General features: G+C 45.6%; 9 protein-coding genes. All 9 read left to right on the forward strand.

Annotated elements, in window-relative coordinates:
- The first annotated feature begins 52 nt into the window (after positions 1–52).
- Positions 53–1393, forward strand: coding sequence for an exodeoxyribonuclease VII large subunit (xseA, locus tag RCH62_RS01705; protein ID WP_048789752.1), 1341 nt, complete (start codon positions 53–55; stop codon positions 1391–1393).
- On the forward strand, positions 1371–1583 hold the full coding sequence (locus tag RCH62_RS01710; protein ID WP_006596769.1) for an exodeoxyribonuclease VII small subunit: 213 nt from the start codon (positions 1371–1373) through the stop codon (positions 1581–1583). Before xseA ends, RCH62_RS01710 begins: the two co-directional genes overlap by 23 nt.
- Positions 1580–2467 carry a polyprenyl synthetase family protein gene (locus tag RCH62_RS01715; protein WP_306474476.1) on the forward strand — a complete coding sequence of 296 codons (888 nt, stop codon included), beginning with the start codon at positions 1580–1582 and terminating at the stop codon, positions 2465–2467. Before RCH62_RS01710 ends, RCH62_RS01715 begins: the two co-directional genes overlap by 4 nt.
- Complete coding sequence (locus RCH62_RS01720; RefSeq protein WP_306474477.1) at positions 2448–3263, forward strand: TlyA family RNA methyltransferase; 816 nt, start codon at positions 2448–2450, stop codon at positions 3261–3263. The genes RCH62_RS01715 and RCH62_RS01720 overlap by 20 nt, the downstream gene beginning before the upstream one ends.
- On the forward strand, positions 3256–3687 hold the full coding sequence (locus RCH62_RS01725) for an arginine repressor (protein WP_048687780.1): 432 nt from the start codon (positions 3256–3258) through the stop codon (positions 3685–3687). The genes RCH62_RS01720 and RCH62_RS01725 overlap by 8 nt, the downstream gene beginning before the upstream one ends.
- 7 nt (positions 3688–3694) lie before the next feature.
- The gene (gene recN, locus RCH62_RS01730) at positions 3695–5359 is read left to right on the forward strand and encodes a DNA repair protein RecN (RefSeq protein ID WP_306474478.1); all 1665 of its coding nucleotides are present in this window, start codon (positions 3695–3697) and stop codon (positions 5357–5359) included.
- Positions 5360–5375: 16 nt separating this feature from the next.
- A complete protein-coding gene (locus tag RCH62_RS01735) occupies positions 5376–6107 on the forward strand; it encodes a metallophosphoesterase (RefSeq protein WP_048687784.1) in 732 nt (243 codons plus the stop codon).
- A gap of 83 nt (positions 6108–6190) precedes the next feature.
- Positions 6191–7024, forward strand: coding sequence for a DegV family protein (locus RCH62_RS01740; RefSeq protein ID WP_120701152.1), 834 nt, complete (start codon positions 6191–6193; stop codon positions 7022–7024).
- Positions 7025–7158: 134 nt separating this feature from the next.
- Positions 7159–7434 (forward strand): HU family DNA-binding protein, encoded by a 276-nt coding sequence (locus RCH62_RS01745; RefSeq protein WP_006596762.1) that lies wholly within the window; start codon positions 7159–7161, stop codon positions 7432–7434.
- Positions 7435–7775: the final 341 nt, after the last annotated feature.

Genomic DNA, 7775 nt, shown 5'->3' on the forward strand with positions numbered 1-7775 from the left:
CGCTTATTTTTGGTATAATTTATACTAGAATTTTCCGTGTGAAAGGGGAACTATGTCAGAGTATTTATCGGTATCCAGTCTGACCAAATACCTCAAGTTAAAATTTGATAAGGACCCCTATCTAGAGCGGGTCTATTTGACGGGTCAGGTCTCGAATTTCCGTAAGCGTCCCAATCACCAGTATTTTTCTCTAAAGGATGAAAAAGCTGTGATCCAGGCGACTGTCTGGGCTGGGATTTATAAGAGTTTCGGCTTTGAGCTCGAAGAAGGCATGAAGATCAATGTCATCGGTCGGATCCAACTCTATGAGCCAAGTGGCAGTTATTCCATTGTCATCGAAAAGGCGGAGCCAGATGGCGTCGGTGCTCTAGCTATTCAGTTTGAGCAGTTGAAAAAGAAACTCCAGGAAGAAGGCCTTTTTCAAGAGAAGTTCAAACAGGCTATCCCCCAGTTCTCCAAGAAAATTGGGGTTATTACCAGTCAGAGTGGGGCCGTTATTCGCGATATTATCACGACTGTTTCGCGGCGCTTTCCGGGCGTGGAGATTCTCCTTTTTCCAACCAAGGTACAAGGAGAGGGAGCTGCCCAAGAAATTGTCGCCAATATCCAAAAGGCCAATGATCGGTCGGACCTCGATGTCTTGATCATCGGTCGTGGTGGTGGCTCCATCGAAGACCTGTGGGCCTTTAATGAAGAGCCAGTTGTGCGGGCTATTTTTGAGTCTAGAATTCCCATTATTTCCAGTGTAGGGCATGAGACAGATACTACTCTAGCAGACTTTGTCGCAGATCGCCGGGCAGCAACTCCTACAGCTGCGGCTGAGTTGGCAACGCCTGTGACCAAGTTGGACCTGCTCAATCATTTGCAGAAGCAGGAAGGGCGGATGGCAACCGCTATGCGCAATCGCCTAGTCTATCATCGAGAACGCCTGAAAAAACTAAGCCAATCGGTCATCTTCCGTCAGCCAGAGCGGCTGTACGATTCTTACCTGCAAAAGCTGGATCAGATTCAGTTGCGATTGAAACAGGCTGTGTCAGAGTCGGTTACCAGAAATAGCCGCCAGTTACAAGAACTCCGCCATCGATTGGCTTCCCAAGCGCCACAGCATCAGCTCGAGCGTTATCGAGACCAGATTCTCCAGATGGAGCGATTGCTGACCTTGAAAGTCAAGGAGCTCTACCAGACAAAAGCAGCAGATGCCAAGCGCCTATCGGAAGCTCTCTTGATGTTGGATACCAGTCGCATTGTGGCTAGAGGCTACGCCTTGGTACAGGCTGGAGATCATGTTTTGGATAGCGTGGATACAATCAAAGAAAAGGATGCCTTGACGCTAGTCATGCGGGATGGGCAAGTAGAAGTAGAGGTAAAGCATGTCGAAAGAAAAGAAATTTGAAGAAAATTTAGCTGATTTGGAAGCTATTGTCCAAAAGTTGGAAAGTGGGCAAGTGCCCCTCGAAGAGGCCATCTCAGAGTTTCAGAAAGGAATGAAGCTATCAAAAGACTTGCAAGAAACACTTGATCAGGCTGAAAAGACCTTGGTCAAGGTGATGCAAGCAGATGGCTCAGAAACGGAACTAGTATGATTCTAGAAGAAAAACTGCAAGGGGTTGAAAAAGCGATAGAAGGTTTCTACGAGGCTAAACAAATCGCTCCCCGCTTGGTAGAATCTATCCTCTATTCAGTCCATGCAGGGGGGAAACGGATTCGACCTTTGCTCTTATTGGAGTTGCTGGAAGCCTTTCATGCTCCCATCCTTGAAGCTCATTTTCAGGTGGCAGCCGCTCTTGAAATGATTCATACGGGAAGCTTGATTCATGATGATTTACCAGCCATGGATAATGATGATTATCGTCGTGGTCAATTGACCAACCATAAAAAGTTTGGGGAAGACCTAGCCATCTTAGCAGGAGACTCGCTCTTCTTAGATGCCTTTGGCTGTGTGGCAGAGGCAGACCTTCCAGCTTCTATCCGGGTGCAACTGATTGCTCTGTTATCGGATGCTTCAGGGACAGCTGGGATGGTGGCAGGCCAAGTCTTGGATATGGAAGGGGAAGGAGCGAGCCTAACCTTGGACCAGTTGCAGGTCATCCATGCCAATAAGACGGGACGACTACTAGCCTATCCTTTCCAAGCTGCGGGGATCCTCTTAGAGCTTGAGCCAGCTGTTGCGACTCTCTTAGAGGAAATTGGCCTCCATTTAGGGTTGGCTTTCCAGATTCGGGATGATATTTTGGATGTGACAGCCGATTTTGACTCTTTAGGAAAAACCCCTCAGAAGGACCTGCAGGCTGAAAAATCAACCTATCCAGCACTACTTGGTCTAGATGGAGCGCAGGCTTATTTGGATCGGGAGTTGGATGCCTGTGAGGACTTGCTCGATCACATCTCTAATCAAGTTTCCTTCGAAGGGACTGGAATCAAGAACATAATAGAAAGACTTAGAATTCATGGTCAAGGAAAGAGTTGACGTACTGGCCTACAAGCAGGGACTATTTGAAACCCGGGAGCAGGCCAAACGCGGTGTGATGGCCGGTTTGGTCGTTGCGGTCCATAATGGCGAACGCTTCGATAAACCAGGTGAAAAAATTGATGAAGCGACTGAATTAAAACTCAAGGGTGAAAAACTCAAATATGTCAGTCGCGGTGGTCTCAAGTTAGAAAAGGCCTTGGACCTTTTTGAGATTGATCTGCAGGATAAGGTCACACTGGATATCGGGGCTTCGACAGGAGGCTTTACGGATGTCATGCTCCAAAATGGGGCTGCCTTGGTCTATGCAGTGGATGTAGGGACCAATCAGTTGGCATGGAAGCTTCGTCAGGATCCTCGTGTCATCTCGATGGAGCAGTTCAACTTCCGCTATGCGACGTCTGAGGATTTTGAGCAAACCCCAAGCTTTGCTAGCATTGATGTTAGTTTTATTTCCCTCAACCTCATCTTGCCAGCCCTCCATGGGATTTTACAAGAGGGAGGCCAGGTGGTTGCTCTTGTCAAACCCCAGTTTGAAGCTGGTCGGGAGCAGATTGGGAAAAATGGGATTATCAAGGATGCCAAGGTCCATCTGTCCGTCCTGGAACAGGTTCAAGGCTTTGCCTTAGAACATGGCTTCTCCGTCTTGGGAGTGGATTATTCACCGATCCAAGGGGGCCATGGCAATATTGAATTTTTACTTTATCTAGAAAAAAATACTGGGCAAGATCGTCTTCAACTGCAAGAGTTTGCGGCAGTTGTCGAAAAAGCCCACACTGACTTTAAACATGAATAGTAAACAAAACCGATTAGAAAAAATACGCCGCTTTATCCGAGAAAATAAAGTGGGTACTCAGGATACCATTGTCGAACATCTGAGGGAAGCTGGAATTTCTGCGACACAAGCGACTGTTTCCCGCGATATCAAAGAGTTGGGGATTATTAAAACGCCTTTAAAAGGTTCTGCCTATGTCTACGAATTGCCACGCGTCCAACATAGTGGAAAATTAGCAGAAAATAATCTTCAATCCTTTGAACGCATGGGGAGCTTTTTGAACCTCAAGCTTGTCCCAGGGACAGCCTATCTAGTCAAGCGGCATCTACAAGAAGATTTTGATGACATCATCTTTAGCATGATTTCAGACGACAATAGTATTTTGATTGTGGCCCGCTCGGAAGAAAAGGCTCAGTTTATCGAACAACGATTGATGGAATGGTAGGAGAGAGATGCTATTAGAAATTTCAATTAAGAACTTTGCCATCATTGAAGAAATCGCTCTGAATTTTGAAACGGGGATGACGGTTTTAACCGGTGAAACTGGAGCAGGAAAATCCATCATTATCGATGCCATGAATATGATGCTGGGGAGCCGGGCGACGACCGATGTTATCCGCCACGGAGCTCCTAAGACTGAGATTGAAGGCCTCTTTGCCATTGACGAAAATCCTGCCCTTCAGCAGTTATTTGAGGAACAGGGCTTAGAATGGGCAGAGGAGTTGATTATTCGCAGGGAAATTTTCCAGAATGGTCGGAGTGTCAGCCGGATCAATGGGCAGATGGTTAACCTCTCCGTTCTCAAGGCCGTTGGCCAGCATTTGGTAGATATTCATGGCCAGCACGATCAGGAAGAACTGATGCGGGCTCCCTTGCATATCGCTATGCTGGATAGCTTTGGGGAGGATACTTTTTTTGCGACTAAGAAGGCCTATAGAGAGACCTTTGAGAATTATAAGTCCTTGCGCAAGCAGGTCTTGCAGATCCAAAAAAATAACCAGGAAAACCAAGCTCGGATCGAGATGCTGGAATACCAAATTTCGGAAATCGAGGCGGCAGCCCTGTCCCTGGATGAAGATGTCCAGTTAGAGCAAGAACGGCAACGTCTGCTCAATCATAAGATGATTGCAGATACCCTAAGTAATGCTTATACCATGCTAGATGCAGAAGACTTCTCCAGTCTTAGCAATGTGCGGTCGGCTATGAATGATTTGCAAAGCATCGAAGAGTACGATCCAGACTACAAGACCTTATCTGATCAACTGGCTGAGACCTACTATACTCTGGAGGATTTGACCAAGCGCTTGGAGGATCTGGTAGATGGATTGGACTTTGACGGTAACCGCTTGATGCAGGTGGAAGCTCGACTAGACCTGATCCATTCAATTACTCGTAAATATGGTGGTCAGGTAAAGGATGTCCTTGATTACCTAGAGCAAATTAGCAAGGAGTATAGCCTATTAACAGGAGGAGGAACCTCTTCTGAAGACTTGGAAAAAGAACTCAAGTCTATGGAAGGACAGTTGGTTGCCTTGGCTAAAGAACTGAGTCAAGGGCGTCATGCCTTGGCCCAAGAGCTGGAAGCTGAGATCCAGCAGGAATTGGCGGATCTCTACATGGAAAAAGCTCGTTTCCAAGTGCGTTTTACCCCATCTAAGTTTAATCGGGAAGGAAACGAAACGGTTGAGTTTTATATTTCAACCAACCCTGGAGAGGACTTTAAACCTTTGGTAAAAGTAGCATCAGGTGGGGAGTTGTCCCGTCTTATGTTGGCCATCAAGTCAGCCTTTTCACGTAAAGAAGGCAAGACCAGTATTGTCTTTGACGAGGTGGATACAGGGGTATCTGGTCGGGTGGCGCAGGCCATTGCTTCGAAGATTTATAAGATTGGACGTTATGGTCAGGTGCTAGCCATCTCTCATTTACCTCAGGTCATTGCAGTAGCCGATTACCAATTCTTTATCGAAAAGGTGAGCGATGAATTTTCAACGGTTTCGACCGTTCGCTTGCTCAGTCATGAAGAACGGGTCGAAGAAGTCGCTAAGATGCTAGCTGGTGAAGATGTGACAGAAGCAGCCCGTATGCAGGCAGAGCAATTGCTAAAACGGCCGTCCTAAGAAGAAAGGAACCGATATGAAAAGCTATTTCGTAGTGGGAGACATTCATGGAAAAGCTGGTATGCTAGAGGAACTGATGACCCATTGGGATGGTCAGTCCCAGCTGGTTTTTCTCGGAGATCTGATAGACCGTGGGGAAGATAGTCGTAAGGTTATCGAACTGGTCAAAGATGTTGTCGAACAGCAAGGGGCCATCTGCCTCTCTGGGAACCACGAATACATGTTTCTAGCCTGGATCGATGACCCGACCGAGCGCTATGACCATTACCGACGAAATGGTGGGGACACGACCATCAACTCTCTACTTGGTCGTCCTCTCACGGCTCCAGTAGATGGCGTGGCGGATGCTCGGCGCGTGCAAGAGACTTGTGGGGATCTCGTCGCTTTCATCCGTTCGCTTCCTTTTGTCTATGAAACAGAACACTATATTTTTGTGCATGCTGGGCTTGACTTGACCTTGCCTGATTGGCATGAAACGTCGGATTACCAAAAGGTCTGGATTCGCCAACCCTTCCATGAAGCTTTGAATCAGACAGGAAAGACCATTGTTTTCGGCCATACCCCGGTTCACTATCTCTTGGATCAAAAGATTGGAACCAAGGAGCTCTGGGTGACCAAAGATGGGAAGATTGGCATGGATGGCGGGGCTGTATATGGTGGCGTCCTCCATGGCATTCTCTTTGATGAAAGTGGAATGAAGGCCGATGTTGCCTTGGTCAATGATGGCTTTGCAGCTATCGATGATTAAGTAAAAAGGACTTTGTCCCACAAAAGCCTAGAAAATTTGATATAATAGAATGGATATATCTAAGAAAAGATTGTAGGAATGTTATGTCACAAGTAAAAATTGTTACAGACTCATCCGTAACGATTGAGCCTGAAGTTGTTGAAAAATACGGAATTACCATTGTTCCCCTCTCTGTTATGGTGGACGGTGTTCTCTACTCAGATGCGGAATTAACCGAAGGTGAGTTCCTTCAGTTGATGAAATCCAGTAAAAACCTTCCAAAGACTAGCCAACCTCCAGTAGGTGTGTTTGCAGAAATCTTCGAAGACTTGGCTGAAGAAGGGGCGCAAATTATTGCAATCCATATGTCTCATGCCTTATCAGGTACAGTGGAAGCTGCACGTCAAGGAGCTACCTTAGCCAATGCAGATGTAACAGTTATCGATAGTAGCTTTACGGACCAAGCCATGAAATTCCAAGTGGTCGAAGCAGCAAAACTGGCTCAAGAAGGTGCTAGCGTAGAGGAAATTGTAGCTCGCATTGAAGAGGTCAAGCAAAATTCTAGACTCTATATTGGGGTTTCTACTTTGGAAAACCTGGTTAAAGGAGGCCGGATTGGACGTGTAACTGGTTTATTGAGTTCCCTTTTGAATATTCGGGTCGTCATGGAAATGAAGAACGATGAACTGCAACCGATTGTCAAAGGACGCGGACAGAAAACCTTTAAAAAATGGTTGGACGAGTTGACGCAAGACTTATCCGGTAAAGAAATCGCTGAGATAGGAATTTCCTATGCCGGTGGACCTGACTTTGCTAACGAAATGAAGGCGCAATTACAGCCTTTGGTTGCAACCCCAATCTCTGTTTTGGAAACAGGTTCGATCATTCAAACCCACACTGGTGAAGATGCTTGGGCAGTTCTTGTCCGATTTGCATAGAAGCCCGTCAATAAAGGAATCTATTCCTACATAAAAGTTTATAAAAACAGGTTTAGTACTTGACCTAAAAGCATTTTTTAGATATGATAGAGATGTTAAGGGTAAAACCTAAAAAAAATTGGAGGATTTGTTAAATGGCTAACAAACAAGATTTGATCGCAAAAGTGGCAGAAGCTACAGAATTGACTAAAAAAGACTCAGCAGCAGCAGTTGACGCTGTATTTGCAGCTGTTTCAGAATACCTTTCAAAAGGTGAAAAAGTTCAATTGATCGGTTTCGGTAACTTCGAAGTTCGTGAACGTGCAGCTCGTAAAGGTCGCAACCCACAAACTGGTAAAGAAATCAAAATCGCTGCTTCTAAAGTTCCAGCATTCAAAGCTGGTAAAGCTCTTAAAGACGCAGTTAAATAATTGTGATTACTAAGGTTCCTTCTAGCTTGCTAGAGGGAACTTTTTGTATTGGAGTCCTTTCTAGACAGGGCCTATAAATAGGAGTATAATAGAAAAAAGTGAGAAATGGAGGGTGGGCCATGAGATGGATTTTTGGAATCTTTGTTCTACTCATGATTAAGCCAATTATTTATCTATTGAAAGGTCTCTGGTTTATTGCGGAACTCTTCTTTATGTTCCTTTTTGTCAAAGTTTTACTAGGAACCATGAGATGGATCCTTAATTGGGGAAGTTAAGAATAGAAAACAAAAGAGAGTGGGACAGAAATCGGTCATTCGTTAGAATTCGATTTCGTCGTCCCA

This window comes from Streptococcus sp., from assembly GCF_030825805.1.
Classification (GTDB): domain Bacteria; phylum Bacillota; class Bacilli; order Lactobacillales; family Streptococcaceae; genus Streptococcus.